At 59.1% G+C, this 23,792-nt stretch carries 26 protein-coding genes and 2 pseudogenes; 13 read left to right on the top strand and 15 right to left on the bottom strand.

The window, feature by feature from the left end; all coding sequences use genetic code 11:
• Positions 1-208 precede the first annotated feature (208 nt).
• Positions 209-1,018, bottom strand: a complete 810-nt coding sequence (locus ACSC1W_RS05025; protein ID WP_435345767.1) for a mechanosensitive ion channel family protein — start codon at positions 1,016-1,018, stop codon at positions 209-211.
• Positions 1,015-2,010, bottom strand: a complete 996-nt coding sequence (locus tag ACSC1W_RS05020) for a hypothetical protein (RefSeq protein ID WP_435345766.1) — start codon at positions 2,008-2,010, stop codon at positions 1,015-1,017. Before ACSC1W_RS05020 ends, ACSC1W_RS05025 begins: the two co-directional genes overlap by 4 nt.
• Positions 2,011-2,400: 390 nt before the next feature.
• On the opposite strand from ACSC1W_RS05020, the gene ACSC1W_RS05015 reads away from it, so the two are divergent.
• On the top strand, positions 2,401-3,210 hold the full coding sequence (locus tag ACSC1W_RS05015; RefSeq protein ID WP_435345765.1) for a formate/nitrite transporter family protein: 810 nt from the start codon (positions 2,401-2,403) through the stop codon (positions 3,208-3,210).
• A gap of 187 nt (positions 3,211-3,397) precedes the next feature.
• Here ACSC1W_RS05015 and ACSC1W_RS05010 read toward each other — a convergent pair whose 3' ends face one another.
• Entirely contained in the window at positions 3,398-3,931 is a 534-nt protein-coding gene (locus tag ACSC1W_RS05010) for a hypothetical protein (protein WP_435345764.1), read from the bottom strand.
• 239 nt (positions 3,932-4,170) lie between these two features.
• Here ACSC1W_RS05010 and sp36 (ACSC1W_RS05005) point away from each other — a divergent pair, with 239 nt between their 5' ends.
• A complete protein-coding gene (gene sp36 / locus ACSC1W_RS05005) occupies positions 4,171-4,377 on the top strand; it encodes a Sp36 family protein (RefSeq protein WP_435345763.1) in 207 nt (68 codons plus the stop codon).
• Entirely contained in the window at positions 4,374-5,390 is a 1,017-nt protein-coding gene (locus tag ACSC1W_RS05000; RefSeq protein WP_435345762.1) for a DUF7972 family membrane protein, read from the top strand. The genes sp36 (ACSC1W_RS05005) and ACSC1W_RS05000 overlap by 4 nt, the downstream gene beginning before the upstream one ends.
• Here the strand turns inward: ACSC1W_RS05000 and ACSC1W_RS20920 are convergent.
• The gene (locus ACSC1W_RS20920) at positions 5,379-5,639 is read right to left on the bottom strand and encodes a DUF7972 family membrane protein (RefSeq protein WP_492764716.1); all 261 of its coding nucleotides are present in this window, start codon (positions 5,637-5,639) and stop codon (positions 5,379-5,381) included. The two genes, ACSC1W_RS05000 and ACSC1W_RS20920, sit on opposite strands and share 12 nt — an antisense overlap.
• An 88-nt stretch (positions 5,640-5,727) precedes the next feature.
• On the opposite strand from ACSC1W_RS20920, the gene sp36 (ACSC1W_RS04995) reads away from it, so the two are divergent.
• From sp36 (ACSC1W_RS04995) to ACSC1W_RS04975, 5 genes are all read left to right on the top strand, one after another.
• Complete coding sequence (gene sp36, locus ACSC1W_RS04995; RefSeq protein ID WP_435346011.1) at positions 5,728-5,913, top strand: Sp36 family protein; 186 nt, start codon at positions 5,728-5,730, stop codon at positions 5,911-5,913.
• The gene (locus ACSC1W_RS04990; RefSeq protein WP_435345761.1) at positions 5,906-6,901 is read left to right on the top strand and encodes a DUF7972 family membrane protein; all 996 of its coding nucleotides are present in this window, start codon (positions 5,906-5,908) and stop codon (positions 6,899-6,901) included. The genes sp36 (ACSC1W_RS04995) and ACSC1W_RS04990 overlap by 8 nt, the downstream gene beginning before the upstream one ends.
• Positions 6,902-7,275: 374 nt before the next feature.
• A complete protein-coding gene (locus ACSC1W_RS04985) occupies positions 7,276-8,025 on the top strand; it encodes a GNAT family N-acetyltransferase (protein WP_435345760.1) in 750 nt (249 codons plus the stop codon).
• Positions 8,026-8,037: 12 nt separating this feature from the next.
• Positions 8,038-8,889 carry a hypothetical protein gene (locus ACSC1W_RS04980; protein WP_435345759.1) on the top strand — a complete coding sequence of 284 codons (852 nt, stop codon included), beginning with the start codon at positions 8,038-8,040 and terminating at the stop codon, positions 8,887-8,889.
• Positions 8,886-9,191, top strand: a complete 306-nt coding sequence (locus ACSC1W_RS04975) for a hypothetical protein (RefSeq protein ID WP_435346016.1) — start codon at positions 8,886-8,888, stop codon at positions 9,189-9,191. Before ACSC1W_RS04980 ends, ACSC1W_RS04975 begins: the two co-directional genes overlap by 4 nt.
• Positions 9,192-9,634: 443 nt before the next feature.
• Here the strand turns inward: ACSC1W_RS04975 and ACSC1W_RS04970 are convergent, their stop codons facing one another.
• From ACSC1W_RS04970 to ACSC1W_RS04960, 3 genes are all read right to left on the bottom strand, one after another.
• Positions 9,635-9,967, bottom strand: coding sequence for a DUF5789 family protein (locus tag ACSC1W_RS04970; RefSeq protein WP_435345758.1), 333 nt, complete (start codon positions 9,965-9,967; stop codon positions 9,635-9,637).
• A 119-nt stretch (positions 9,968-10,086) separates the two neighbouring features.
• On the bottom strand, positions 10,087-10,215 hold the full coding sequence (locus tag ACSC1W_RS04965) for a hypothetical protein (RefSeq protein ID WP_435345757.1): 129 nt from the start codon (positions 10,213-10,215) through the stop codon (positions 10,087-10,089).
• Between the two features lie 186 nt (positions 10,216-10,401).
• The gene (locus ACSC1W_RS04960; protein WP_435345756.1) at positions 10,402-10,872 is read right to left on the bottom strand and encodes a DUF7992 family protein; all 471 of its coding nucleotides are present in this window, start codon (positions 10,870-10,872) and stop codon (positions 10,402-10,404) included.
• A 760-nt stretch (positions 10,873-11,632) separates the two neighbouring features.
• Here ACSC1W_RS04960 and ACSC1W_RS04955 point away from each other — a divergent pair.
• Positions 11,633-12,280 (top strand): DUF389 domain-containing protein, encoded by a 648-nt coding sequence (locus ACSC1W_RS04955; protein WP_435345755.1) that lies wholly within the window; start codon positions 11,633-11,635, stop codon positions 12,278-12,280.
• 125 nt (positions 12,281-12,405) lie between these two features.
• On the opposite strand, the pseudogene ACSC1W_RS04950 reads toward ACSC1W_RS04955, so the two are convergent.
• From ACSC1W_RS04950 to ACSC1W_RS04940, 3 genes and pseudogenes are all read right to left on the bottom strand, one after another.
• Positions 12,406-12,629: pseudogene (locus ACSC1W_RS04950) on the bottom strand (CNNM domain-containing protein); the annotation flags it as partial.
• 86 nt (positions 12,630-12,715) lie between these two features.
• A complete protein-coding gene (locus ACSC1W_RS04945) occupies positions 12,716-14,689 on the bottom strand; it encodes an SLC13 family permease (protein ID WP_435345754.1) in 1,974 nt (657 codons plus the stop codon).
• An 8-nt stretch (positions 14,690-14,697) separates the two neighbouring features.
• On the bottom strand, positions 14,698-14,979 hold the full coding sequence (locus ACSC1W_RS04940; RefSeq protein WP_435345753.1) for a DUF5789 family protein: 282 nt from the start codon (positions 14,977-14,979) through the stop codon (positions 14,698-14,700).
• A 290-nt stretch (positions 14,980-15,269) separates the two neighbouring features.
• Between ACSC1W_RS04940 and ACSC1W_RS04935 the strand changes: the two genes are divergently transcribed.
• Positions 15,270-16,073 carry an HpcH/HpaI aldolase family protein gene (locus ACSC1W_RS04935; protein WP_435345752.1) on the top strand — a complete coding sequence of 268 codons (804 nt, stop codon included), beginning with the start codon at positions 15,270-15,272 and terminating at the stop codon, positions 16,071-16,073.
• Between the two features lie 92 nt (positions 16,074-16,165).
• A complete protein-coding gene (locus ACSC1W_RS04930; RefSeq protein ID WP_435345751.1) occupies positions 16,166-16,441 on the top strand; it encodes a hypothetical protein in 276 nt (91 codons plus the stop codon).
• 84 nt (positions 16,442-16,525) lie between these two features.
• Here ACSC1W_RS04930 and ACSC1W_RS04925 read toward each other — a convergent pair whose 3' ends face one another.
• Positions 16,526-16,954, bottom strand: a complete 429-nt coding sequence (locus ACSC1W_RS04925) for a DUF7539 family protein (protein WP_435345750.1) — start codon at positions 16,952-16,954, stop codon at positions 16,526-16,528.
• A 58-nt stretch (positions 16,955-17,012) separates the two neighbouring features.
• Here ACSC1W_RS04925 and ACSC1W_RS04920 point away from each other — a divergent pair, with 58 nt between their 5' ends.
• Positions 17,013-18,473, top strand: coding sequence for a cation:proton antiporter (locus tag ACSC1W_RS04920; RefSeq protein WP_435345749.1), 1,461 nt, complete (start codon positions 17,013-17,015; stop codon positions 18,471-18,473).
• Between the two features lie 445 nt (positions 18,474-18,918).
• Here ACSC1W_RS04920 and ACSC1W_RS20915 read toward each other — a convergent pair.
• Positions 18,919-18,975, bottom strand: a pseudogene (locus ACSC1W_RS20915) (DUF8012 family protein); the annotation flags it as partial.
• A gap of 394 nt (positions 18,976-19,369) precedes the next feature.
• On the opposite strand from ACSC1W_RS20915, the gene ACSC1W_RS04915 reads away from it, so the two are divergent.
• Positions 19,370-20,233: a GAF domain-containing protein gene (locus ACSC1W_RS04915; protein ID WP_435345748.1), complete on the top strand. Its 864-nt coding sequence runs from the start codon at positions 19,370-19,372 to the stop codon at positions 20,231-20,233.
• Between the two features lie 248 nt (positions 20,234-20,481).
• On the opposite strand, the gene ACSC1W_RS04910 is transcribed toward ACSC1W_RS04915, so the two are convergent.
• Genes ACSC1W_RS04910 through ACSC1W_RS04905 form a run of 3 tightly spaced genes read right to left on the bottom strand, consistent with a single transcriptional unit; the run spans position 20,482 to position 23,767 of the window.
• A complete protein-coding gene (locus ACSC1W_RS04910; RefSeq protein ID WP_435345747.1) occupies positions 20,482-20,922 on the bottom strand; it encodes a hypothetical protein in 441 nt (146 codons plus the stop codon).
• Positions 20,919-21,143, bottom strand: a complete 225-nt coding sequence (locus tag ACSC1W_RS20910) for a DUF7123 family protein (RefSeq protein ID WP_492764715.1) — start codon at positions 21,141-21,143, stop codon at positions 20,919-20,921. Before ACSC1W_RS20910 ends, ACSC1W_RS04910 begins: the two co-directional genes overlap by 4 nt.
• A 20-nt stretch (positions 21,144-21,163) precedes the next feature.
• Positions 21,164-23,767 carry a heavy metal translocating P-type ATPase gene (locus ACSC1W_RS04905; RefSeq protein WP_435345746.1) on the bottom strand — a complete coding sequence of 868 codons (2,604 nt, stop codon included), beginning with the start codon at positions 23,765-23,767 and terminating at the stop codon, positions 21,164-21,166.
• Positions 23,768-23,792: the final 25 nt, after the last annotated feature.

Below are 23,792 nucleotides of genomic sequence, written 5' to 3'. Positions count from 1 at the left end.
GGTCAACAACCCCGACCGCCGATGAAACCCGCTGATGAAACTGATTTTTGTGACGTGTCAGTATTCTCACTTCTATTACGGGATACTGAGGAGGCAAAGTACCGGGTGGATCGAGCGGCATCTAGCCGGGCCTGAGAAGTGATCAGCTCCAGAATCGGCCTTCGAGATACTCGCATCGGCGGGCGAAACCAACAGGCGACACGCAGAGTCAGCGGTGCTCGGAGACGTTGACGGGCGCCTCGGGCATTTCGATCCCTTCGCTGGCGAAGGCGGCCATCGAGCGCTCTGTCACGTCCGAGGCGAACGCGAACTCGTCGCGCAGGTCGGCCACATAAGCCTTGCCGCGAATCGTCCGATAGTAGGATTCGTCCTCGACCAGGACCGTGAACGGGTGGTCGTCGTCGACGTAGACGTACTTCGAAGTCACCATGGCCTCCTTGACGATCGCGCTCGCTCGATCGACGTCGGCAGAGGCAGTGACCGCGAGTTCGACGACGACCATCATCTCCGGCTGGCCGTCGTTGGCGTTCGAGACGTTCGCAGTGAACATCGTTGCGTTCGGGATACTTACGGCGCTGTCGTCGGGCGTCCTCAGCGTCGTCGCCCGGAGATCGATGTCGGTTACCTCGCCGTAGTCGCCGTCGATGGTGACCTTGTCGCCGACCTGGTAGGGGCGCTCGGTGACGAGCACCAACCCACCAATTATCGCCGCGAAGAGGTCCTTCAGGCCGAACCCAAGAGCCGCCCCGAACAGTCCCGACACTGCGAGCAACTGTGCGGTCGATAGTTGGAGCAACGGTCCCAGGACCAGATACGCCGCAGTTCCGTAGATGAGCACCCGCGCGATCGGAATGAAAATCTTGATTCTGATCCGCCGGTGGGGAAGGCGCTCGGCGACCGCCCTGAGCACGTACCCGACGACCTGAGTGGCTAGGTACGCGGCTACGAGCACGCCCACCATTCTCGTGAGCGTCTCCTGGGCTATCCCCAGGTCTACCAGCGCCTGGAGCGCGGTCACAGTATCCGCCCCCGTTCGGTCGCCGGCGCGGCGGCCGGCACTGCCGCCGGTACCAGTTCCACGATATCGTCCTTGACCGTGACGAGACCGTCGCGCGAGAGGCGCCCGAGGACTCGGTCGAGTCCGTCAACAATTCCCGCGAGCTGTGCCCGGTTGACCCGCTCTTTCGCGAGCACGATCCGCAGGCAGAATGCCTCCTCGCGGTCCAAGTCCCGATCGGACGCGGGGACCGCGATGTCGCTCGGGCGCACCTCCGACTCGTGACGGCTCTCCCAGATCGCCGTGGCGACACCGATGTTCCCGTTCGAGACCGCAGCGAGCCGGCCGAACGTTACGTCCTTTGGATCCAGATTTCCATCCGAAAACAGGCCCCTGACTGCAACTGGACTCAGCATAGGGACCGGCACCGATACCGACCAGTCCCGCCAGCCAATCTCGTGGCGCGTCGTGACGACCAAGCCACCCCGCTCGGGGTCGTCGGCGACGAACGCTGGCATCCCGTCGTACCGATCTAACACGAGTTCCGCGATCCGTTCTGCGGGAAGGGGCTGGACCTCAACGGTGACGGGAAACTCCCGGTCGAGGGCCTGCACCGCCGCGAGGTACGCCCACGCATACCGGTTCCAGCCGGTCACCACTGTCGCATCGACGCTCGCCAGGTCGTCGAGAAACGCAGACAGCTCCTCGAAGCCGCCGATGCGACGCTCGTACAGGTGCTGGCAGTCCTCTATCACGACTGGCCCCTCGTTGATTCTCGCCCGGGTTTGGTCGACCCCGTCGCCCGGGTCAAGGCTAACCCGGGTTGCGTCCAGATCCCGCACAGCACGGTCCAGGACTGACCCGCGTCCGGAGAAGGGGTCGCCCACGACGGCAACCGGCCCGGCCTCCTCGCCCGAGAGGACCGCCTTGAACGCCTCGTGGTCCTCACCGAGGAGCGTGGGGACGTCGACGTCCGGCTTCCGACCTCTCCTTTCGACGGCGCTATCCTTCATTATATCCTTATCTTTGCGTCCAGCTGGTTGATAATACCGGACCAGGATCAACCCCGTCAGACAGTCTTGAGTGCCCTATCAATTCGTCTGGCTCGCGGCCCAACACGGCTGTGAGTCGTTCATTCGAGTCACTGATTGTTTGCCCTACCCGGCCCATCCAAGGACATTAGCGCTACCGCCGCTGAATACGCGCTCTGTATGCAGCAAGAGCTTTCCATACCCGCCCAGTCGCTGTCAGAAGATGCGTGCTGCATTTAGAGCGCGTTTCTGTCACTGGATCCCCTTCATTTGCCTTGGTCAGGGTAGAACTCTCTCGACCTGGTCACGAAGATGAGTCTGATCTGCGTTGGTCACTATATTTTTTTGGAGCGACGGATATGGAGGAAGTGCGTGAAGGAATCAGGACCGGAAAGCAAGGACACGGTTGATCCAACGCGAGTTACAGAGGTCCTTGATTCGTTGATCGAAAGCGGGTACCACGAAATCAACCGCGAGACGAACGGATTGTTACTGTCTGGATTCTCAGCCGGTCTCGATATTGGGTTTGGACCATTATTGATGGCGGTGATACTCACTCTTTCATCGAATGGGTACGGGGATCTCGGGACGGAGTTGCTACTCGCGAGTGTCTACTCCGTCGGATTCATGTTTGTCATCTTAGGACGGTTAGAGCTGTTCACCGAACATACGACCGTGGCCGTGATGCCGGTGCTCGCCGGACAAGCGTCACTCGCGGAGCTAGGCCGTCTCTGGGGGTTGGTCTACGTCAGTAATATCGTCGGTGGTGCGGCGTTCGTGGCACTCATCGTTACGCTGCTGCCCGATCTAGGTGTCGCCTCGCCGGAGGCCTTCGAGACTATCGCTCTCTCACTCGTTACCCACGATTTCACATGGCTATTCGCCGCTGGCGTGCTTGCGGGGTGGCTGATGGGACTGCTAGCGTGGCTGGTTACCGCTGCTCAAGAGACGACAAGCCGTCTCATTATCATCTGGATCGTCACGGGTGTAATCGGTATCCTCCACCTCCCTCATTCAATTGCGGGCAACGTTGAGGTGCTATTCGGCGTCTTTCTCTCGCCCCAAATATCAGTGAGTGACTACGTATCGTTCCTCGCGTTAGCCACGATGGGAAACGCAGTCGGCGGGGTTGTGTTCGTTGCCCTATTGAAGTACGGCCACGTTGTCCGGGGCGGGGAGTAGTGGCAAGTGGCCATGTTGAATCCCCACATCCAAGACAGGTATCGGTTGGCGTGCTGAATAGAGGGGAGCACATCTCTCATCGACAAACAGGCGACTACGAACCGCAAGTCACCAAGGGGTAATTCCGGAAAACACCGAGTGCGGCACAGCTCGCCAATCCTATTCGAAGAGATGGATTGAATCCACGCTACTGGATGATGGACCCGAGGTACTTGCGGAGGTCTTTTACCGCGTCTGTGACCCGCCGCCGGCGACGTGAGTTGACATCGACTTCTATGCCGTGACTCTCGATCCAGTGCCGCATTTTGGTACGACCGGCTTTCCGCTTGATGCCGATCTGCCGGAGGTGTTTGATCGGGTGTCGCAGCCAATTGTACTCCTCGTGGGCGAAAACGTCGATATACTCCGGCGAGTGGGCGATGAGGATGACGTGGATCTGTCTGTCGGCCAGCAGGGCACGTCGATACGCCCAGCTACCATTTGGCTCCGACCCAACTGACGGCTGGTGATACCACGCCAGCGGGTCCCACTCGAACCCGTGTTTCTGGAGTGTCTCTGTGAACTCGTCCAGCGGCTGCTGGACGGTGCCGACATATTCGGTATCACGAAGGCGGTACTCGGGCTGTCCGAGAGTTCGCCCAAGTCGGGTAATCAAGGGACCAAGCCGCGTTCTCACGCGGTAGGGAACATTGGGTTCGAGAGTCTCAACGATGGACTGCATTTGGTGACCGTTGGGTTTCCAACACCTCGAATGTATTGCAGACCCGGCGAAACGCAACTAAAATGAGCGACATCCCGCCACCGTATACTGAGCGGAATCGTCCCATGCTGACTACGTTCTCTGTATTCACCACGACCGCTTAAACCGATCATCAATTGAGGGTTTCGACAAGGCCGAAATAGTCCCTCCATCTCGGTGGTGGAGCGGGGTATAGAGGGCTGCAGTACCTACTAGGAGTGATGGCCGAATCAGAAGCGACCCAATGGGAGTACGAGACGCTTCGCCCACCGCGCGATGAGACCCAAAAAGAAGCAGAGGATCCGAAAGCAGAGTTGAATCAACTCGGTGCAGAGGGCTGGGAGTTTGTGGAGACGATCGACTACGAGGGAGGCGGCACCAAGTACCTCGTTTTCAAGCGACCTACCCGATCGAGTGAGCCAGTATGACTGACGAGACCGACATCAGTACGGCCAACACGATGCGTGAGCGTGCGGGAGAGAGTCGGATAAAACTCTGGGTGCTGCTTCGCGCGAACCGCCTTCTCGTATCCAGTGTCTTGACCAGTGCCGTGTTCGTTGCATTCGTTATCGCCGTCGCTGTCCTCCATCCACCGTTTTCACGGCAACTCGAGTCCGGCGACATGATCGAGACGATGTTCTCGACGATGATCACGGTCATAGTGACTGGGACGACACTCGTCGTCACGATCGGTCAGCTCGTCCTCACCCAAGAGAACGGCCCGCTCGGCGATCAGCGCGAGCGTATGTCCAGTTCGATGGATTTCCGGGACTTTACTGAAGAATTGATCGGGTCTCCGAGTCCTGTGGATCCATCCGAATTCCTCCGGCAGATCATCGGAATCACGGCACAACGGACTACGGCTCTTCGAGAGTCAATTGGCAAGAATGCTGACGAGAACCTCCGAGAAGAGGTCGATGAATTCGCTGAAAGCGTCACTGGGAACGCTGACACGGTACGTGATCAACTTGAGGGTGCGCAGTTCGGCTCGTTCGATGTGGTATTCGCCGCACTGAACTTCAATTATAGCTGGAAGATTTTTCAAGTTGAACGTCTCGCGAACGAATACGAAGAGAGCCTCACTGAGGAAGAACACGGTTTGCTTGACGATCTGAAAACAGCGCTGTCTCTGTTTGGTCCGGCACGCGAACATATCAAGACGCTGTACTTCCAATGGGCACTCATCGACTTGTCTCAGATGATTCTCTATGCTGCAGTCCCGGCAGTGGCCGTTGCGGGTATCATGGTCGGAATCGTCGATGCGGGGACCTTCCCGGGAAGCACACTCGGTCTCGATCACATCATCCTCGTCGTAGGCGGTGCGTTTGCGGTGACGCTTGTTCCATTCATGTTGTTCGTCTCGTACGTCCTTCGCATCCTCACCATAGCGAAACGGACACTCGCCATCGAGCCGCTGCTCCTCCGCGGATCACAACGCTGAGGCGTTACAGCTCCGCGTGGTGCTCGTCTGTGATTTTGATCTATTGTTCACGTCCCGAGTCTCGAATACCAGAGTCGACTCAGTTGAAAATGAGCGGCCCCATCGGAGAGTCTGTTTCGCGAGCGTCGCGAGCCGCAGGATGTACGATGTGAATAGGAGAATTGGTTGGTTTGAGATTGTGAACCCGACACTGGCGACCCAGGAATAATCTCGATCATGATTGTGATAGCCGACGATATACGGACACACCGCTCCGTTCTCGATCAGTACACGACGGGAAACAGCCTGTCAGCAGAGTCATCACCGTGAGAGCCGATAACATCTCATGGGTACCGAAATGCACCAGCAATGGGAATATAAGACACTTGATCCGCCAAAGGGATTGACCAAGCGAGAGACAGTCGATCCAACAGCCGAACTCAACCGCCTCGGTGCAGAGGGCTGGGAACTCGCAGAGACGATTAGCTACGACGGTGGCGGCACGAAACTTCTGCTGTTCAAACGCCCAGTCTCTCATGAGTGAGCTCTCGACGGACAACACGCTACGGGAGCGGACGGACGTCAACAAGTACTGGTTCTGGTTGCTGCTCGGGGCCAATCGGTGGGCCGTCGCCGGCGGGCTCGCCATCCTGATCTTCCTCGTGTTCATGCTCTGGGGCGTGATGAAACCGGTGTCATTGCATTCGACCATGCAGTCGAGCGACATGGTCGAGACGGTGTTCGCCGGGCTCGTCGGCGCGATCATCACGGGAACGACGCTCGTCGTCACGATCAATCAGCTCGTCCTCTCCCAGGAAATCGGCTCGCTCGGGAGTCAGCGTAGTCGGATGGACACGACGATGGATTTCCGCCAGAACACCGACACCCTCCTCGGGATGACGACGCCCGCCGACCCTGTGGCCTACCTCCACGCGCTCATCGAAACGAGCGAACAGCGAGCAAAGACACTGCGAGACACACTCTCCGAGACTGAAAACAAGGAGCTCTACAAGAAGGTGGACGAGTACGTCGACGACCTGGTGGAGAACGCCGACCACGCACGTAACCACCTCGAAGGCGCGGATTTCGGCACCTTCGACGTCGTATCGCCCGCGCTTGATTATAACTACGATCGGAAGATGCACGACGTTCGCCGGCTCGGGATGGAGTACGAAGACGCCCTCACCGACGAGGAACGAAGCGCATTCAGAAGTTTGCTCGAGGCGCTTACGATGTACGGGCCAGTCCGCGAGTACATTAAGGACCTCTATATCCAGTGGGCGCTGGTGAAACTCTCACGGGCCATCCTGTATGCCGCAGTGATTGCACTCACCGTCGCTGGGGGGATGGTCGTCTTCGTCGATGCGACGACGTTCTCCGGCACGTTCCTCGGCATCGAGAGCGTTCTCTGGGTTGTTAGCGCCGCGTTTGCCATCTCAGCACTGCCATTTCTCCTGTTCACATCCTACATCCTGCGGCTCGCGACGCTCGCGAAACAGACGCTCTCGATGGGACCGCTCATGCTCAGCTAACGAACTAAGGGGGCGTTCGGCTCCCGTACGTTCGACACCGCACCGGCAGCAGCATCTCGCCACCCCTGGCTCGGTCGGTCGACGGCCACGCGCTCGTGACCAGCGCGGGCTCGGGCGGGAAGTGGTCGAAAGAAGCACGGGCCCGGTTCGATGATGGCACTCGCCTGCCCGGCGAACTGGACGGCACTGTTCAGAGTGGGGTTCGCTCGGACGGCCGTACTGGACTGTACTGGTTTGTACTGAAATGTACTGCCAGACAGGACGGGGGTCCGACAGTCAGACCGGGCACGAGGTCGCCGACGGATTCCCCAATCCGAACACTGTCAAAATTGGACCGGGCCATGACTTATCCCCGTTCGACGCTAACTCACCACATGGAAATTCGTCCTGCGGAATCGGACGACCGGGAACGGATCAGAGCGATCGCACGCGACTCGCTGCAATCGTCGTACTCGCTCAGCCCACAGCAGATCGAGACAATACTCGAAGAGGAGTTCGACGACACGTCACTGAACGACCTACTCGAAGATACGGACACGACCGTGCTCGTCGTCGACGAGACGATCGACGGCACGGAGACTGTTTACGGGTTCATCACCGTCGAAGTCGGAACACGAGCGACGATCCGGTGGCTCCACGTGGATCCAGAGGCACGGGGCAAGGGCATCGCCACGGCGCTGCTTGATCGCGTTCGCGAAGAGTTTGTCAAGAAGCCGATTGCGGCGTGTATCCTCGACGAAGCCGTCGAAGGCGGCGACTTCCTCAAAGGGTTCGGCCTCAAAGAGAGCGACCACGACCAGATAATGCTCGGCGGGGAGGAGTACGATGTCACCATGTTCACGGAGGGGCAACAGACAGAGACGCCGAACGAACCCGCCGTCCCGATCCCCGAATCCGTCACCGTCGATGGAGTTGCCCGGTCCGTCAATCGCGATGAGAGCTTTCCCGGCAGGGAGGCCCCATTCTTCGCGGTGTCCCGTCTGGAGGACGAGGAGGACGCGTACGGGTACTTCTGTTCACAGTGCGGCAGTACTGACGTCTCCGCCGACGGACAAGGCAGGCTCGAGTGCGGGAACTGTGGCAACGCTCACCTGGCTGACGAGTGGGACGATGCGTATCTCTGAGATCGTCTCGTAATGGACGATGCTCAGGCGATGAATCTCGAGTCCTCCGACGTCGACCGGAACTCCTCAGGCGGTGCGGTACCTGAGTTCAATGAGGCGGATCAGCCCGACCAGCCGACTGTGGACGATCGGAGTGACGATGAGGCCGGGGCACCGATCGACGTGGGGATTCTCGTTGCGCACTCGCCTGGTGGGGATGTCGAGCCGCTCCGGTCGTTCGCCGAGCGGATGGGCCGGGACGGTATCGAAGAGCTGGCGGCAGCCACGGACGCAGCTTGGCGGATCCATTGTGTCGATCCGGACCCGCTCACCGACCGTGCTTCCCGACGGCCGTCGGAGTTCCTCGATGAAGCCGCGCTTCACATGGCGAAACGCCCGTACGACCTGGTCGTCGTCGTGACCGACGTGCCCCTCACCACGCGGGAGGAGCGATCCGTCGAGGGACTCGCTTCCCCGCTCGCCCGCGTCGTTGTCGTCTCCATACGACGACTCCTTCGGACCCACGACCGGGAGACGGTCAGAGCGCTCGATTCACCGGCCGTCCGCTGGAACGCTGCGACCCTCCTCGTTCACCTCCTGGGACACGTGTTTCGTGCGGACCACGATGATGGCGGCGTCATGGCTCCGTTCTCGTTTGACCCCTCCCGACGGAGCGTCCCGCCGTTCGATGCGGACATCACGGATCACCTCAGAGGGATCGCGACCCGCATTCCCCAAGCGGACGTCTCGCGAGGGCGGCTTCGACGGCTAGCGTTTCACGCGGTGAGCCTCGTGCGGAATCCGGGTATCGTCGCCGCGACGCTGCTGCAGAGTCGCGCCCCCTGCTCCCGTTCTCACTCCCGCGCCTCTCGACGGCCGCCGTGACGCCGACACTGATCCTCGTGTTCAGTGCCGAGGCATGGGACGTCGGGCTGAACCTGACCAACCGTACGGCCGAACTCTTCGCGATAGGGAGCGTCATCGCTGCCGCAGTCCATCACCTGTACGTTCAGCGCCTCACGTTCCCGCGAGAGCGCAGCCAGGTGTTCACCGAACACAAGCTCCAGACTGTGGACCACGGGCAAGTGGTCACCTACGAGGTCGACCGGCAGGTGGAGACCGCGAAGAGCGGTATCCTCCGGGTCGGCAGTCACTCGAAGTACGGCTTCGGTGAGCTGCGAGTGTAGCCCGTTGAACCCCGGTCGGACCAGTGTCTGAAATCAGAAGAAAAGACGAAGATCACCGGGTGAGATAGCTCATGCGAGACGGAGGAATCGGCACGAAAAATCACGCCGCGGACTGAATAAAGAAATCGTATTTGCAACAAAAAGTACGCGACCACACTCACCGACCGCGAGAACATCGGCGAAACGACCGCCGAGCGTCTCCGCTCTCGCCGTGACGTGTTCATCCGGTGGTTCGGTGGCGAGGAGTACATCCCCCGTTGTGACGACGACCAGCAGATCCTTTCGGGACAGCCAGGTCCATAGCGGGTTTGGCGCTATTCATCAGTATCTGGCAAGATCCGCCTGCTGAATAGAGAGTGGACTCAGCAAAGAGGTACCCACAGACGGAGTTTATCTCAGTACGGCCGGTCCAATTTGCGAGATGAGTGTGTTGGACCGTTGTGCTATCGGCCTATGAGTTCCAGTAGCCGTCTGTGAACGTCCTCGGCTGAGTCATACATTTCGTCATCAGTTGAAGCGAGCACGTCCTCCAGGGATTTCTTGCCGCCCTGAGTTTCAAGTTCATACTCGCCATAGGCCTCAACCAACTCATTTGTCGTGGCTGGATAGTCGTGCGATTTGAGCGCTTCATCAAGATCACCAAGCCCCTCACCAGAGTCGACGCGCATCGGCTCTTCTTCATCGGCGCGGGTACGTGCCTCCTCTTGCATCCGCTCTCGCTGGCGACGTTTTTGATCATCCGCTTGTTCATCTCGGCCCTGTTTATCATCTGCCATATACCACGGTAGGGGATTCAGGCGGATAACAGTAGGGCTGCCTATCGGAGATGTGGGTCGAACTTCCCCTCCCGACTGACCCAGATCTCGAAGCCACTCCCCAAGACCAGGAAAACGATTCAGTCGCCGACGGACGCGATCCCGGCGGCCCTGGCGCTGTTGCTGGTCTTCGGTTCCCACTGCTGGGTGTAGACCTCTTGGATCGAGAGGGCCTCCTGAGTCGCCAATAGCTCGGGAGCACGACCCATGTAGTTCGCGCGCGGTATTCGGTGGATTTAGCTACGGTTAGGATTTCATCCCGGACCACCTTCTGGAGCTTCTTGACCCCACCAACGCCCGCCAATCCACCGCTCGGCTCACCACCGTCCGCCACTCCACCCTCCGCCCCACCAACGCCCACCCTACTACCGCCCGCGTTCCTCCGTTACCTCGCTCTACTCTTCACGCTCGCCAAAGGGTTCCTCGTTCCGGTCGGAGGCGCCGCGGGTCCGCTGGAGGTAGTTCTGGAGTGTCTCGTGGACGGCCCGGCCGAGGTCATGTAATTCGCCGTTGATGGCCGAGACCGAACTCGAATCGAGCGATTCGGTCAAGTCGCGCTCGTGCCAGTCCTCAGGCACCGTCGGGGCGTCGAAGCGGAGGTGGTCGTCCGTTGGATCACGGTAGAAGTCGAAGGCCTGGAACAGGTCGAGGTCGTCGACGACTCGGACCTCCTCCTCGTCGAGATCCGTGTACTCCGCCCACTCCTCGAACGCCTCACGCCACGCGCCTTCCTGGAGGAGGTTCTCGAGATCCTCGCGGTAGAAGTCCTCGGATCCGAGGGTCTCCGATTCTTCCCAGTCGAAACCGCTCGGTCGCCCCCGGTTCGAGAGATCGGGTGGCTCCGGGATGGATACGTCGAGCGTCATACCGATAGTAGAGCGGGCACGACAATAAAGGCCCGTAGCGATTCCACGAGAAGGGAATCCGGGTGAAGTGATAATCGACGGGTCGCTCCTCCCCGACAGGCTCTGCGAACACATCGTCCCGAGTACCGCTCCCAGTCCCGTGACGAACAGTCACGGTGACTTGTCTAGCTTGCCAACGGACTCCCATGCAAGATTTGCGCTTTCTCTGTAGCAGACGTTGAACGAAGTCCCAGGCTATTGTCAGAACAGGCGTAGCCGACTTAGAGGATGAATTCAGCAGATCGGTAACGATAGGCTACAGCGTTGACGGTATGATTCGTGGCTAATAATAATAACCCGTGACCCTGTTACTCCATTACATGGCCAAATGTGCTCGATGCGGCCGTGATGTGGACGATCTCCAAAGCATCTCGCCAGATGTTATCTCGAAAGAACTAATCGACTCAATCGATCACGGCGAAGAAGACTTTGCCGGGGAGGGTGGTATGAAAGTTTGCGCCGAGTGTATGGCTGAACTGAAGGGGGACTGAAACCGAAGCGGGTATCGTTACTGATGATTTCAGCACGATCTGGATTACAAGATTCGCGCCCTCCATCTTGCACAAGCGCTCTCGACTACCGTTTCTCTGTCAAAAGCAGCGTGACCGGTACAGAGGGTAGATGGGGCGCCTAAGAGTGGAATAGTACGGACGGAGTTCCATTAGTAGACACTCTCGCATCGTCGCAATTGTTTCACCCGGCACGCCCGTATTTCTTCGAGATGTCTCCTAGAGTCTCACTTACCGAAAAGTGCGAGAACAAGTACGAACAGGTCGCCCTCGATACGCCGTATCTTATTTTGATGACGATGTCCGGTGTGCTTGCTGGTGTGGCTCTGCTCACCAATTCGATTCCGATCCTCATCGGGGCGATGGTCATTGCCCCGGCATTGACGCCGTTGGAACTCGTTTCCGCTGGCCTTGCTGCCAACCGGCTGAATCGAGCTGGATTTGGGGCCTTGGTCGCGGTCGTCGGTCTGTTGGCTGCGACTGCGGGGGCTATCGTGACGACGGTGACACTGAACATGACCGGAGTTCTCCCACCTGCAGAGAATCTCATCGATAAACCACTTCTCGAGGAGCGCATTACGGCCGGCTGGTTCAGCGTCGTTGCTGCTGCCGCGGCGGGTATCGCGGCGGGGGTAACGACCGACAAAGAACGGCAAGACACGCTCGTCGGCGTCGTCGCTGCCCTCGCACTCGTCCCGGCCGCAGCTGCCGGGGGAATAACATTACTGTCACGAGCGCCTGCCAAGGCCAGTGGCGGCCTCCTCTTACTCGTCCTCAATGCAGGCATGGTTGTGATAACTGGGACGGTGACACTCTGGCTCGGAGCTCGTGGCGATCGGAAAGCGGACACAACCAAATAGGCATGCAACGTATCTTTCGCCTGCTTCGCTCGTCCATGCCGAATCGAACGGACTCTTCTGGGAAACTCATCCTCCGTCCTCTGTATTCAGCAACTCGTTCCTATCAACCTCTGAGGGATTCAACAGAGCCAAGAGAGCGCAATCCCGAGCTGGCTGACAGCGAGATAGCCCTCGAGGTTATCGATGGCATCCTGTACCAGTCCTGCACCGGGTTTCCCGCGGTCGACGAGTGCGTTCACCCGAGTTGGCCGATTTTTACGAACGCGAATTCGGCGGCGACGAACACCCCATTCATGACCACGAGGAAGAACGCGAGGAACAACCCACCGATAGAGATCAACTCGACCATACACCGGTATTGGCGTGTGGGGGCCTTGTAGGGGGCGGCTGCTGTCGCGCCGCCTCTGCGCACGTCGCAGTCGTGATTCTGTCTCATCATAGCCCCCAGAAGAACGCGATGCCGGCCGTCGTGACGACGGTCAGGATGAGCTGGAGCGGCGCACCGACGCGCGCGAAGTCGGTGAACTTGTACCCGCCTGGCCCATAGACCATGAGATTTGTCTGATAGCCGACCGGGCTGAGTAGCGGCGTGCTGGCGGCGAACGTCACCGCGAGGGCGAACGCGAAGGCGTTGACGCCGAGTTGCCCCGCGACCTCGACAGCGATTGGCAGCATCAACACGACGCTCGCGTTGTTGCTCACCATCTCCGTAATGATCGCGGTGCCAAGGTAGAACGTCGCGAGCATCGCAATCGGTGTGAGGACGGCGCTCCCGGCCACGATGCCCGTCGCGATTAGGTTAGCCGTTCCGGACGCCTCGAACGCGATGCCGAGAGGGATGACGCCCGCGAGCAGGAAGATGACATCCCAGTTGACGGCCTCGTAGGCGTCTACGGGTCGGAGAATGCCCGAAAAGAGCATCGCGACGACGCCGGCGAGCGCGCTGACCATGATCGGGAGATACTCGAGTGCGGCCAGTCCGACGACGCCGGCAACGATGCCTAGTGCGATGGGGATCTGTGTCCGGTCGAAGTCCTCCCAGCGTCTGTCACTGGAGACGACGATATTGTTGTCCGCCCGGAGTCGGTCGAGAACGTCCTCGCTCGTCTGGACGAGCAACACGTCACCACCCTGCAGGCGCACGTCCCGGAGGCGCTGGCGAATCACTTCATTCCCCCGGCGAACCGCAAGCACTGTCGCGTCGTAGTCGCGTTCGAATCCGACAACGCCGTTCCGTCTGTTCAACCACGTCCCGGGGAGCAACACGATCTCCGTGAGCGAAATTTCATCCCCGGCTTCCTCTGGTTTTTCCGTGCTCTCGTCGTTGTTCGTGTTCGGGTCGGGTGTCGCTGACGGTCGGCTCCACGCGTGGTGTTCGGGCACGACCCCGTCGGGGAGCGGTTCGTGCCCGTCCTCTGCGGTGTCGAGGAGTTCCGGCAGGAAATCGAGGTGGTCGTCGCCGATGACCTGTTCGAGCGTCTCCTGGCTCGCTCTCACGGAAAGGACGTCGCCAGCGTGGATCCGCTCGCTCGGGAGGCCGCGGACGATGCTGCGGCCGTTGCGTACGATCTCGAACACATCCAGGTCGAGGTCGCCGCGCCGCAGCTCTCGGACCTGCGACCCGACGAGCTCGGAGTCCTCGTGCACGACGACGTCGGTCAGGTAGTCGGCCATCCCGAACTGGTCTGTGGGGGATCCTTCGGCGGTGATCCGGGCGGGTGTGAGGTATCGCCCAACGGTCAGTAGATAGACGATGCCGACAGCCAGTACGACGGCCCCCAGTTGTGTGAACTCAAACAGCGAGAACGGCTCGCCGGTCGGACCGATCTGCGCCCAGATATCGCTCGCAAGAAGGTTTGTCGACGTCCCGATGACAGTAAGAGTCCCGCCCATCATCGACGCGAACGACAGCGGAATCAGCAGCTTCGACGGCGAGGTCCCGGTCTTCCGAGCGAGGTTCGTGACGGCGGGGATGAGTACGGCGACGATGGGCGTGTTGTTGACGAAGCCCGCCGACGGGCCGGCCAGTCCGACCGTCGCGAGGAGCTGTCGTGACTCGCTGTCTCCCGCGAACGACTCCATCTTCTGGGTGAGGATCTGGATGACTCCGGTCTGTCGCACTCCCTCGCTGAGGATGAACATCGCCAGCACAGTGAGCGTCGCGGGGTTCGAGAAGCCTGACACGCCCTCTTCTGGGGAGACACCCGTCCACGGACCAAGGAGGATTAGCACGACCATCAGCGCGATGGCGGTCGTATCGATCGAGACTGGCTGGAGGACGAACAGGACGAGCGCGATGGCGACGACAGCGAGCACGACGAATACATCGATCGAGACCGGCAGCTCTACCGGGAGCTGCTGAAGGAGTGCCGGCGTCGCCAGTTCGAGGGTGTACAATCCGTCCGTCACAGAATCAATTATGTATGAGTTCCGGTGGGGCCTAACACTTCTTCGAGGGATTCCGTCCCGCCTTGGGTTTCTATCTCGTAGTCGCCATAGGCCTCGACCAATTCATCCGTCGTGATTGGATAGTCCTGGGCTTCGAGTACTTCATTGAGGTCACCAAGCCGTCCACCAGGGTCACCGCTCATCGCTTGGTCTTCGTGAGCGCGGTCGCGTACATCCTCTCGCTTCCGCTCTGGCTGTTGTCGCTGTTCGCCGTCTGGGTTCTCGTCTCGGTCCCGGTTGTCGTCTGACATCCTTTGGAATAGGCGTCCGATTCGGATAACTATGTGGACGCTCGGCGGTGTGGACTCCTCGAATACACGGTGGAGGGAGTGACAGCGTTGTCGAACCTACTCAATACCCTTCACCTTTCGAGATGAACGACGATCCGTCACTTCGTCAGTCGGTGAGAGCCGTTCTCCTGCTCGATCTTATTCGCCAGGGACGTTCGATGTCCCTCGGTGTCGAGCTTGTCACGAACGGTGAACGTAGCCTCCATTACCTGTGCAGTAGATGTTTCCCGTCCGCGCCCGAAAATACAACGATGGACCATCCAGCATCGACGAACGACCTCGCAGCCACGTTGGAGAGCGGGGGCGTTGCGCTCGGCCTGCTCGACAACACGTACAGTCCCACACTCGTGGAGTTCTACGGTGAACTCGACGTGGATTTTGTCTGGATCGATCTCGAACATGGTGGACCGGACCCGTGGGATGCGAATCTGATGGAGGACCTCCTATGCGCAGCTGAACGGACGGACCTCGAATTGCTCGTCCGACTCCCCGACACGGACCCAACGCTGGTCCGGAAGGCACTGGACCTCGGAGCCAGGAACGTCTTTCTGCCACGCGTGGAGACGGCGACAGAGGTCCGTGAGGCAGTCAAATCCGCTCGATTCCGCTACGACGACGGACCTGGTGATCGAGGACTTGGGTCGCCCCGGGCCAGTCGCTGGGGGCTCGCCGACGACTACATCGCCACCGAGGACCGGGAGACGATCGTCGGCGTGACCATTGAAACCGAGGCGTCCGTCGAAAATCTGGACGCAATCCTGGATGTCCCGGAACTGGGATTCGTCTTTATCGGCCCGCTCGACCTCTCCGTATCGCTCGGCTGTCCCGGCGAAATCGACCATCCGGATGTGCAAGAAGCCGTCGAGACCATTCGTTCAAACGCCGTCGACGCAGGTGTTCCCGTCGGCGGCCTCGGATTCGGGATGGACGATGTCAACGAGAAGGCAGCGAACGGCTACCAGATGCTGAACCTCGGGAGTACGACCGGAGCGCTCAAACAGACCGTGACCGATTGGTTCGACGCCTATACGGGCGAACGTACGGTGAGTGACTGAGTAACAGGAACCGTTCGTTCTGAACCGGGAGTTCGACCCGTGGCGATACAATGCATCGGAACCGTTTTCCCTATAGATTGCGATAAATAATTATGAATTCTGAAGAGGATATCCCAGAGGGCTGGGTGTTAGAAACCGAGCAGACAACACACGACGAATTCATAGGTCGGGATTATACCACGGTTCTCTATCGTCAGAAACACACCAGAAGCGCAGTATACATCCACGAGGTCATCGACGGAGGGAACGTCTGGGAATACAGCGTGCATCACTCGGGTCGGGACGGTGACCTTGGAACCGCCGCCGATCTGGAAACAGCGAAGGAGATAGCGTTCGCGTACATGAACGACGCCGTCGCCAGCGTGTGATCTCCGTCGCGCCGTCAGCGGCGGAATTCGCTCGCTGGAGTATGATAGCTGCGTACGATCACCAAACAGTGGATCCGATCGGATTTATCGCTGGGTTTGGCGAACGAACTCGTCGAGTTTCGCTTCGATGAGTGTGGCGACGCGCCCGCTGTATTGCCAGAGTGCCGCGTTGAGTCGCTCTTCAGTCTCGTCGTCGAGTTCGTCGCCGCCACGGAGGACGGAATCTCTGGTGATTTGCGGGTGATACACACAGACCACCCCGAGTGAGGTATCCGAACTCGAGGTCCCCGCCGTGTGAATGCCGTACTGATCGGTCCCCCAGACCCCATCGCCGCCCTGGCGCTCCAGTTCGGAGTCGAGCGCGTCGAGGAGTTGCATCTCTTCAGGGGAGAGGATCAGATCGTCGCCTTCGAACAGATCAGCGTACGCCTCCATTCGGGCATTTCTCGTCCACTGGTCCAACTGGGAACGCGCCCCGAGTACGAGCTGTCGGTCGTCTGGAAACTCGGCCATACTTCTAGCACGACGGCCAGGTGAATCAACGTTCGTACGACACTTCCAGTTGGAAATAGTGACGTTGGCGTACTATCTCAGGCAGAACGGTTCGTCTCACACGCGGACGCTCCAGAAGAACGCAATCCTGAGGACGGTGACGATCGAGAGGAGGAACTGTACCGAGAATGAGGGAAACCAGCTACTACGTAGGATGGCGCACCGACTCTTCTCTCTTGCTCGTATCATTCAAGCAGACGGAGGTGCCAGGGGTACAGTAGAGAGCAAACAACTCATGGTCGAGACAACCGCTGTTGTATTGGGAGTACTCGTCTCCTTCGTAATTGCTATCGGTGTCCGGTTTCTGGCAAATCGAGTCACGTTTCCATATACCGTTTTACTTGTCACAGTCGGATTCACATTGACGATTTTTCCTCTCCAGACGTATCTCGGCTTCAGCCTCGACCCTCTCTTTACGCATGACACGATCCTCTTCGTATTTCTGCCCGCAATTTTGTTCTATGGCGCTGCGGAGATCGATCACGATCTGTTTCGACGCAACTTGCTGATCATTGTAATAACCGTTCTTGTCGGGCTTCCCGTCGCTATTTTAGCAATCGGCTGGATCGGCGCGAAGCTCTTCGGAATCCCGCTGTTAATCATGCTACTATTTGGAGCGATGGCCTATCCGATAGATCCCGTTGCTGTCCTCTCACTCTTTGAGAAATCAGGAGCTCCACCACGATTGGCGGTTCTTGTCGAGGGGGAGAGCCTTCTCGATGATGGACTTGCTATCGTTTTGTTCTCGGCGGTGTTAGCACTCGTACGTGAGGCTAGCCCCACGGATCTTACTGGAACAGGGCTCTTCTCGTTCGACCGGTTGGGGGCATTTCTGATTAATTTTCACATTGTGAGTCTCGGTGGCATTCTGGTCGGTGTTGGAATTGGATACGCCACGTACCGGACACAACGGGTAGTGAACGACAGGACGAATCTCTTCATGATTTCGGTCATCGGGGTCTACGGGGGCTTTTACCTCGCGGAACACGTGCTCCACGTAAGTGGAATTCTCGCCACGGTAGTCACAGGCATCGTCCTGGGAACATTCTCCAGACAGTCTGCGCTAAGTGAGGAGAATCTCGAGTTTTTGGGGGAGATTTGGGAGAAAATCGTCTTCCTGTCCGAAACGATGCTGTTCGTCGCCATCGGCATCGAGGTCTCGTCAATCCAGGTGCTCAGGACCCTTCCGGTCGTGTTAACGACTCTTCTTCTTCTGATCGGTGTCCGTGCTGGCGTGATCTACGGGATCGTGAATCTCCTGAATCAGGTGATTAAGGACCCCGTCCCCGTAAGCTATCAGCATGTTATAATTTGGGGTGGGATGCACGGCGTGATACCAATTGCTCTCGCACTCAGTCTCGGGCCATCCGTTCCCTTCGGAAGTCAGCTCAGGTCGGCGGTGTTTGGAGTCGTCATCGCAAGCATGATCATCCAGGGACTGTCGATGACAAGTGTGCTCAAAGCGACCGGTGTAACCTAACCTTGTGAGGAGAATCGAATGAACACCGTCTTTCTCTAGCTTTAGCCCACTCTTTGCGTCCTTAAGTGTCAATACTGGCGCTGATTCGAAGGTCACCTTATTGTGGGAATTAGTGCAAATCCCCCTTTGGGGTGCCGATCTGCCTTGCGTTCAGTTGGGACATTTACCGTGTTGCATACGCGCCCTGCCTTCAACACAGCCGCTGAAACTCCCGAAGCAATGTGCTTCGCTGAGATGGCGGACTGTCTGTGGATCCGACACGATGGCACCGGTCGACGTCGTCGCTGCTTGGAGTGTTGCCATAGGTTTTACTCGGGGGCGTTTTTCTGTCCATCCCCCTTTCAGGGGAATAACAAACGCATCCTGAGACGAACCTGCTCCAGGAGCGTGAGCCTGTGTCGAATCGCTCCCGATCGGCGGAATCCAATTCCTCGGCGTCGATATCGCTAAGATTGCTGAGCGAACGGTGTATCCGGTAACTAGGTGTTTCTCGTGGATCCATGGGTCGCCTCGCCGATTTTCGGCGTTGACGAGGCGCAAGGCGTCTCGTTCGTACACCAGAACGCTTCGCGTTCTGGGGACGCAGAAAAACGTTCACGAGTGGATAGTAGAGCCACTCCGAGCGGTCCTATACTGGTCTTGAGTTATCCAACGACTATACGCCTCTATCCCGCATCGTTGGTTAAGCTTGGGCGCTATTTTGTAGAGCTACAGAAGGAATACAGCCCCTGCGATAGATACAGGGTGTTGATTTAGCAGAAGGAGCACTCGCTAAGTGGGTTCTCTGGGCGTCAGTTCAGGACTCCCAACACCAGATATATGTTACCGTGGCACATATTCCTCTGCGCAAGCTAACAGAAAGAGCACGCCACTCGCACGGCTACGTGGCTCATTCAATGACACATAGCATCTGTACATCGGATGCGGACGAGATGTTATCCTATTTTCAGCGGCTAGGACGAACGTTGTTTGCCCCCAATATCGAACCAAGAACCAGACTCGAACAACTATTCGAAGACGAAACCGCCGAATTCGACTTGGATTACGCGTTTCTGTCGCACATCGATCTAGAAAACAAGACGGAACGTTTTGAAGTCGTACATGGGTCCCACGAGATTCTAAAACCAGGTACCACCGTCCCACTCTCCAAAACGTACTGTCGGAAAACCATCGCGGACTCGGAAGGGACAATAGCCGTCAGTGATGCCCTCGATGAAGGGTGGGAAGATGACCCCGCATATGAAGCATTCGAGTTTGGGAGTTACCTCGGGACGACGGTCTCGGTTGCCGACGAACTTTATGGAACGCTCTGTTTTGCGGACACCGCCGCTCGTGATGAACCACTCATCGACAAAGACAAAGCCCTTGTGGAGATGTACGGCCAGTGGGTAGGGTACATATTGAGCTTCCGGGACGAAGCGCCGATTCAGGAGACGCCTATCGATATTATCGAGGGGCGCGGCGTTTCTTCGGAAGCCATTGACTCGATGATGGGTGCACTCACAGATCGCACAAGGCGCGTCATTCTCATGGCGCTGTTAGGGGGCACCACCGAGACCAGTATCGCCACGCTCGAACGAGAGCTAAACCACGAGAAAGGCCGATTACGACTCTACCATAATCACTTGCCCAAATTAGCCAACTCCGGATACATCAAGTGGGACAAGGATGCGAATACCGTCTCCAAGGGGCCGAAGTTCTCAGAGGTGGAACCACTCGTTCAACGGCTGAAAGAGTATGAGACGGCATTCTCCGGGTAGAGGTCATACGTTGCCCCTTCTATCAGTTTCGACAGACCGTTTGTCGATCAGTAAGCAGGCTTGACTGAACAGACCATTCTCCCCTAACCGAATTGAAATTAACTACCTTGTGAACTGTTCTATGACACCCTCGGCGTTCCACAGATCGAACGGTATCCCAGGGTACGATATCTTCTCGGCTGATAGCGTGTGACTCGAGTTAGCAACGATTCGAGGAACCACACCTCATTCGAACGCGGACCCCATATTCACATTCCGGCTTCGGTATCGCGTCGACTCGTCATTATGACACCACTGAGTAACATCAGGACGGCGAGCGCGACCATGCCGAGATCCCAGCCCATCCCAGCAGTCATGCCAGCTCCCATCCCGCTGCCCATACCGGAACCCATGCTTCCACCCATCCCCCAGTTCATGCTTCCAGTCGTACCGACGAGGGCCTGATTGAGCAACATCACCAGCGAGTAGCCGATCATCAGCGGACCACTCGCGTTTCCGAAGCGGCTGGCGTAGGGCGTCAGCAGGACGACGCCGTGAATCACAACGACGATGCCGAGAACGGTCATGAGGAGACCGCTGTTCGACCCCATCATCCCGGTGCCACCCGTCGCGGAGATCAGCGAGTACAGACCGGAAGTGAGCGCGATCGCTGCACCGTACTGCCGCGTTATCGTGTTGGCCGCATTCATGAGTCAATCGCCTCGATATGCCGCGTCGCGTTCTTCGACCGGCCCCAGTGTTCGAGGGACACGCCGATGATGTCCTCTTGGAGTCGACCCAGCTGCTGTGCGACGGCCGTGGGTGAGCCGTCGAGATTGCTGGTGAGTTCACCAGCCCGGAGAGAAGTAGGCTCGGCACTGACTGCCTTGACGAGATACGTCCGAACCAGTTGACGGGATGCGGTGGACATGATGGCTCTGAGTTGGTTGATTAGCGGAGTCGGCCGAGCAACTCGTAATCGTGATCCGGAGTGTACCGTCGGAACAGCAGGCTATTCGACAGCACCGACACGCTGGAGAACGCCATCGCGCCGGCCGCGAGCACCGGCTGGAGTAGGCCCAGCGAGGCGAGCGGGATCATCGCCGTGTTGTAGCCCAGCGCCCACACGAGGTTCTGTTTGATCTTCTGGAGTGTCGCGTCCGAGATGCGGATGGCCTTCACCACGTCCAGTGGATCGTCGCGCATCAGCGTCACGTCCGCCGCTTCGATGGCGACGTCCGTCCCGCTCCCGATAGCGGTCCCGACGTATGCGACCGCGAGCGCGGGGGCGTCGTTGACGCCGTCGCCGACCATCATCGCCTTCCGCCCTCCGTCCTGAATGCTCCCGACGGCGTCGGACTTGTCCTCGGGGAGGACCTCGGCGCGGACGTTCTCTGGGTCGATGCCCACCTGCTCGGCCACTGCTCGGGCAGTTCGCTCGTTGTCGCCCGTGATCATCATCACGTCGACGCCGCGCTCCTGCAGTTGGCTCACGGCCTCCGTCGCACTTTCTTTGATCGTGTCGGCGTCAGCGACCACACCGACGAGTTCGCCCTCGTAGGCGACGAGCATGGCTGTCTTCCCCGCGTTCTCGAGGCGCTCCATCGTTTCCTGCGCGGGCGAGGGGTCGATTCCGTTGTCACGGAGGAGTTTCCGATTGCCGACCAGCACCTCGCTGTCACCGACGGTCGCTTTGATGCCGTGACCGGGGACGTTCTCGAAGCTATCGGGATCGGTCACGTCGATGCCGCGATCTTTGGCACCGTCGACGATGGCACGGGCGAGCGGGTGTTCGCTCCCACTTTCGGCCGTGGCCGCGAGCCGCAGCACGTCGTCCTCGCTGAGGCGCTCCTGTGCGGTTAGCTGGCCCCCATCGGTAGCGGGATCCCCGCCGTCTGTGACGGGCTGTCCATCGCTGTCGAAGACGACGACGTCGGTCAGCTCCATCTCGCCTTTCGTGAGCGTCCCTGTCTTGTCGAAGACGACCGTGTCGACGTCCTTCGCTCGCTCGAGGATGTCACCGCCCTTGAACAGGACCCCATTCTGTGCGCCGATGGTCGTCCCAACCATCGTTGCGGCTGGGGTCGCCAATCCCAGTGCGCAGGGACAGGCGATCAACACGGCCGACGCGAAGACGATGACGGCGAACTCGAAGACCGACACGCCACCGGCCGCGACGGGGCCGCCTGCAACGAGGCCCCACAGCGGGAGCCACTCGACGAATCCAGCGAGGACTTCGGGGAAGAGGTACCAGACGAGCCCCCAGAGGACGGCGTTCGCGATGACCGCGGGGACGAAGTAGGCCGAGATGCGGTCGGCGAGGTTCTGAATGTCGGGCTGGCGCGACTGCGCTTCCTTCACCGTCTGGACGATCTGTTGGAGGGCGGTGTCCTTTCCGACCTTCGTCGCTTCCACGACGAGGACACCGTTCTCGTTGATGGTTGAGCCGACCACTTCATCGCCCTCGCTCTTCTCGACGGGGACGGACTCGCCGGTGACCATCGACTCGTCGACCGCCGACTGGCCGTCGACGACGACGCCGTCGGTCGGGATCTGTTCGCCCGGACGGACCTTCATCCGGTCGCCGACCTCGACGTCTTCGAGGGGGATTTCTTCCTCGTTACCCTCTTCGTCGACGACGGTGGCCGTCTCGGCCTCCATTTCGAGGAGCTTCCGGAGTGCTTCGCCGGCCTGCCCCTTCGAGCGGGCCTCGAGGTAGTTCCCGAGCGTGATGAACACGAGGATGAACGCGGCCGTGTCGAAGTACAGTCCGCCGGCGACTACCGCGAGCAGAACTGCCACGGAGTAGACGTACGCGGTGGTCGAGCCCAACGCGATCAGGACGTCCATGTTGGCGCGGCCGTTCGTAACGAGCGCCTTGTAGGAGTTCTTGTAGAACGGCCAGCCCAGCACCAGTTGGACGGGCGTCGCCAGCGCGAACATGATCCATCCGGACGGAAGGCCGAAGAGTTCGTCCCCGACGAGTCCGAGCGCCAGCAGGTGGTCGACCATGAACACCAGCAGGGGCAGGGACAATACGGCGCCGAACAGCGTCAGACGAAGTTGCCGACGGACTTCCTCCTGCCGGGCGGCCTCTCGCACGTCACCTCCTGACCCGTCTCCAGGTTCAGCGTCCTCGCGGACGGGTGAGTAGCCAGCGTCCTCGATGGCGTCGTAGAAGTCCGTGAGGCTCGCCTCGGCCGGATTGTACGTGACCTGTGCCTCGTCGGTCGCGAAGTTCACGTCCGCTGTGACGACGCCCGGCGTCCGCTCGAGCGCGTCTTGGACTGTCTCCGAGCAGTTCGCACACGACATATCCGTGATGCCGATGCTCACCGAATCTGTGACCGGCGAGTAGCCGGCGTCCTCGATGGCATCGAAGATTTGTCCGAGCGACGTTTCGTCCGGATCGTACTCGACGCTCCCCTCGTCGGTCGCGAAATTGATGTTCGCGTCCGAGACGCCATCTACAGACTTGACGGCGTCGGTGATGGTTTGCGAGCAGTTCGCGCAACTCATCCCCTGGATGTTAATTTGGCTTCGGCGCTGACTCATTACATACTCATACGGACCCCTCGTT

Origin of the sequence: Haloarchaeobius marinus (assembly GCF_051207415.1) — an archaeon.
GTDB lineage: Archaea > Halobacteriota > Halobacteria > Halobacteriales > Natrialbaceae > Haloarchaeobius.
This window is presented reverse-complemented; position numbering and strand designations above follow the sequence as displayed.

Excerpts from the sequence above, each read along its gene's own strand:
- ACSC1W_RS05020 (WP_435345766.1), bottom strand. The coding sequence starts at position 2,010 with ATGAAGGATAGCGCCGTCGAAAGGAGAGGTCGGAAGCCGGACGTCGAC.
- ACSC1W_RS05010 (WP_435345764.1), bottom strand. The coding sequence starts at position 3,931 with ATGCAGTCCATCGTTGAGACTCTCGAACCCAATGTTCCCTACCGCGTG.
- sp36 (WP_435345763.1), top strand. The coding sequence starts at position 4,171 with ATGGCCGAATCAGAAGCGACCCAATGGGAGTACGAGACGCTTCGCCCA.
- ACSC1W_RS05000 (WP_435345762.1), top strand. The coding sequence starts at position 4,374 with ATGACTGACGAGACCGACATCAGTACGGCCAACACGATGCGTGAGCGT.
- sp36 (WP_435346011.1), top strand. The coding sequence starts at position 5,728 with ATGCACCAGCAATGGGAATATAAGACACTTGATCCGCCAAAGGGATTG.
- ACSC1W_RS04990 (WP_435345761.1), top strand. The coding sequence starts at position 5,906 with ATGAGTGAGCTCTCGACGGACAACACGCTACGGGAGCGGACGGACGTC.
- ACSC1W_RS04985 (WP_435345760.1), top strand. The coding sequence starts at position 7,276 with ATGGAAATTCGTCCTGCGGAATCGGACGACCGGGAACGGATCAGAGCG.
- ACSC1W_RS04980 (WP_435345759.1), top strand. The coding sequence starts at position 8,038 with ATGGACGATGCTCAGGCGATGAATCTCGAGTCCTCCGACGTCGACCGG.
- ACSC1W_RS04970 (WP_435345758.1), bottom strand. The coding sequence starts at position 9,967 with ATGGCAGATGATAAACAGGGCCGAGATGAACAAGCGGATGATCAAAAA.
- ACSC1W_RS04965 (WP_435345757.1), bottom strand. The coding sequence starts at position 10,215 with ATGGGTCGTGCTCCCGAGCTATTGGCGACTCAGGAGGCCCTCTCGATC.
- ACSC1W_RS04960 (WP_435345756.1), bottom strand. The coding sequence starts at position 10,872 with ATGACGCTCGACGTATCCATCCCGGAGCCACCCGATCTCTCGAACCGG.
- ACSC1W_RS04955 (WP_435345755.1), top strand. The coding sequence starts at position 11,633 with ATGTCTCCTAGAGTCTCACTTACCGAAAAGTGCGAGAACAAGTACGAA.
- ACSC1W_RS04940 (WP_435345753.1), bottom strand. The coding sequence starts at position 14,979 with ATGTCAGACGACAACCGGGACCGAGACGAGAACCCAGACGGCGAACAG.
- ACSC1W_RS04935 (WP_435345752.1), top strand. The coding sequence starts at position 15,270 with ATGGACCATCCAGCATCGACGAACGACCTCGCAGCCACGTTGGAGAGC.
- ACSC1W_RS04930 (WP_435345751.1), top strand. The coding sequence starts at position 16,166 with ATGAATTCTGAAGAGGATATCCCAGAGGGCTGGGTGTTAGAAACCGAG.
- ACSC1W_RS04925 (WP_435345750.1), bottom strand. The coding sequence starts at position 16,954 with ATGGCCGAGTTTCCAGACGACCGACAGCTCGTACTCGGGGCGCGTTCC.
- ACSC1W_RS04915 (WP_435345748.1), top strand. The coding sequence starts at position 19,370 with ATGACACATAGCATCTGTACATCGGATGCGGACGAGATGTTATCCTAT.
- ACSC1W_RS04910 (WP_435345747.1), bottom strand. The coding sequence starts at position 20,922 with ATGAATGCGGCCAACACGATAACGCGGCAGTACGGTGCAGCGATCGCG.
- ACSC1W_RS20910 (WP_492764715.1), bottom strand. The coding sequence starts at position 21,143 with ATGTCCACCGCATCCCGTCAACTGGTTCGGACGTATCTCGTCAAGGCA.
- ACSC1W_RS04905 (WP_435345746.1), bottom strand. The coding sequence starts at position 23,767 with ATGAGTCAGCGCCGAAGCCAAATTAACATCCAGGGGATGAGTTGCGCG.